Source organism: Collinsella aerofaciens, assembly GCF_015556945.1.
Taxonomy (GTDB): domain Bacteria; phylum Actinomycetota; class Coriobacteriia; order Coriobacteriales; family Coriobacteriaceae; genus Collinsella; species Collinsella aerofaciens_AO.
On record NZ_JADNNH010000053.1, the window covers coordinates 1 to 2,845 of the forward strand.

Annotated in this window: 2 protein-coding genes; both read left to right on the forward strand. The window is 60.2% G+C overall.

The features are described from left to right. The first annotated feature begins 527 nt into the window (after positions 1-527). The gene (locus I2F59_RS09740; RefSeq protein WP_195504004.1) at positions 528-1,874 is read left to right on the forward strand and encodes a plasmid recombination protein; all 1,347 of its coding nucleotides are present in this window, start codon (positions 528-530) and stop codon (positions 1,872-1,874) included. A 274-nt stretch (positions 1,875-2,148) separates the two neighbouring features. Continuing rightward, on the forward strand, positions 2,149-2,754 hold the full coding sequence (locus I2F59_RS09745) for a Rep family protein (protein WP_195504005.1): 606 nt from the start codon (positions 2,149-2,151) through the stop codon (positions 2,752-2,754). Positions 2,755-2,845: the final 91 nt, after the last annotated feature.

The window sequence follows — 2,845 nt, forward strand, 5'->3', positions numbered from 1 at the left end:
CAGGCGGTGACTACGGGGCGGCGTGGTCTGCGTAGCAGATCTAAGCCGACTCGTTCACCGGCTGCGGAATTGACGCGACGGCCAACCGAATAGACCAGACTTGATTAAGGGTCGATGGACGCTCTGCTCCATCGACCCTTTCCTTGCCTGTGTCTCGACTGGATGAGACCTGCAGAATCGGGCGGCTCATTATTTTTCGCTAACTACGTCCGAAAAATAATGTGACAAATGACAAATGACCACAGGGGGGCCACTACGACGGCCCCCCTAATAGTGCCGTGTGCCGTGTGCCGAATCGCAGGTAGATTGAGGGGTGGTTCGGAGGGGCGAAGTCCCTCCGTTCGGCGCTCGCGCCGATGGCCCGAGGGCCGTGAGCGAAGCCGCGAACGGGCAAGGGCTGGGGGGTCTCGGGGGGAACGCCCGAGCGGGTGCAGGGCTGGCCCTGCCATGTCTTTTGCGTAGCAAAAGGCTAACATGCTAGACTTTAGGCGGCTAAAATCTAGCTCCGGCTGAAGGGTCTTAGACTTATGGCGCATCTTGAGAAGTACAAGGCAACATCGGTAGGCCACATGCTCGCGCACTACCGCCGCGACCCGTCCAGCTTGGGGCGGGAGAACATCGACCCGGCGCGGGTCGGGATGGACTACACGCTCGCGCTCGACCCCGCCGACGGTCTGGTGAAGCCGATGGAGGGGGTGGAGCCGAACTGGGCCACGGTCGAGGAGCGCATCGAGCGCGTCAACGAGAGGGCCAAGGCCGAGGGCAAGCGGGCCGTGCGCAAGGACGCGGTGGTGATGGCTGACGTTGTGGTTACGCTGCCAGAGAACGTCCGCGAGGGGGACGAGGGCGCGTTCTTCGGATGGACGTACTGCTTTCTGGCGGACCGTCTCGGGTCCGGGAACATGCTCGGCGGGTTCGTGCACAGGGACGAGGTGCGGACGGACGGCTCGCCAGTCCGCGACCACATGCACGCGGCGTTCACGCCGATTCTGGACGGTCGGTTCAACTTCAAGAAGATGTGCCCGCGAACGTTCTACCAGAGCCTGCACAAGGACCTTGGGGACTATCTGGAACAGCATCTCGGGTACAGGCCGGAAATCGAGCTCGAGGACGGCAAGAGGGCGCAGAAGGCCCTGAGCAGGGTGGACAAGCGCGACATAGACGCGGCCCGCGCCGAGATCCTTGCCCCTGTCGAGAGGAAGGCCGGCGATATCGTGGCGGATGCGACCGAGCGGGCCGAGAGGGCCAGCGCGGCGCGGAAGCGGGACGAGGCGAGGGCGAGGACGGCGAGGAAAGACCTCGCTGATATCGCCGGGCAGGTTGATGAAAAGCGGTCCCAAGCTGCGGAAATCGACCGTCAAATCGCGGAGAAAATGGCCGAGATTGACCGCTTGGACGGCGAAATCGGCGAAAAAATCGACCTTCGGAACGAGGTCGGCGAGAACCTGCAGCGCGAGCAGCGGCGATTGGAGTCGGTTCGGCAAGCGGCGGGTCGGGCTGAGGAGGACGTTGAGGAGCTGGAAGCCGTCGCTTCCCTCGCTGAGCGGTTCGACCGCGCGGGACGCTTTGAGAAGCGCGGAATCCTCGATGAAATCGCTGCTAGATGCGATGGACTCAGAGGACGAGTTGAGCAGGTCGTTGATGGCATCAGAGGAGCGGTTGGACGCGCTGAGATGGCAATTGCGGACCTCGCCCGAAAGCTCGGGCCGAGGAGCGCGAGGATGACGACAAGGGCGCTCAAACGCGATTTGGCGGCCTTGGAGAAGGACATGAGTCCCAGGGCGCAGGCACTTGAAGCGACCCGAGCCGCGCGGGCGCGGGATGAGAACCGTGACGATAGACCGCCGCAGCGGTCGTGGGGTCAGAGCCGTTAGCACATCGCCCCGCCGAAACGTAAACGATAGTTTACGTTTGCTGGTATTACAGAAAACCAGCATCTAACTGCGATGATGCACAAAACAAAAGCCCACCGCGCGGACGCGATGGGCTATCATAGACAAAGGCTGGTTGTGGTTGCCGCCTCAACCAGCAAGTGAAACTAGGAGTTTGCGGCTCTAGCTTCCCCTTTGAGTAAGATTCTACCATTTTGAAGTACATGTATCCTGCTAGAGCCGCTTTTCTCCACGAGGATGAAGGGCGGCTTTTCTTATGGGAGCATCGAAATCACGAGCGTTTACGGGATTGGTCTATCCCGATTCCGCTCCGAAAAATTGGCAGGATATCCTGCGCGACTCGTTGGGGATGTGGCTTATTTCGCCCCTGCACGAGCCTGACCCGGTTGAGGATTTGGAGACCGGCGCCATCAAGACGCTCAAGCCCCATTACCACGTGATGTATTTTCACGGCGCTCCGATTACGCCTAAGGCTGGCAGGTCGATTTTCGAAAGCTGGACGTGGATTGTGACCCCGCATAAGGCGGAGTTCTTTCAGGTCGGTTCTGTGCGCAATCTGAGCCGCTATTTCGTGCATCTCGACCAGCCGGAGAAGCAGCATTGGGCCGAAAAGCCGGAAGAGATACTCACGTGTCTGAACGGTTTTCCGCTCGACCTTGAGCGCGAGCTGACTCGCAAGGACAAGCGCGAGATGAAGAAGCAGACATTTGCGTTCATTCAGGACAGGTCCATCACGGAGTTCAGTGAACTCGTTGACGTGCTGATGCATACGGGAGACTGGGTGCTGTTCGATTTCGTAACGGACAACTACGGCGTTGTCCAGAACTACCTGATGAGCATCCGTAAGAGGGCGCAAGAGTAGGCGGGTCAATGTAGCAGGCGGTGACTACGGGGCGGCGTGGTCTGCGTAGCAGATCTAAGCCGACTCGTTCACCGGCTGCGGAATTGACGCG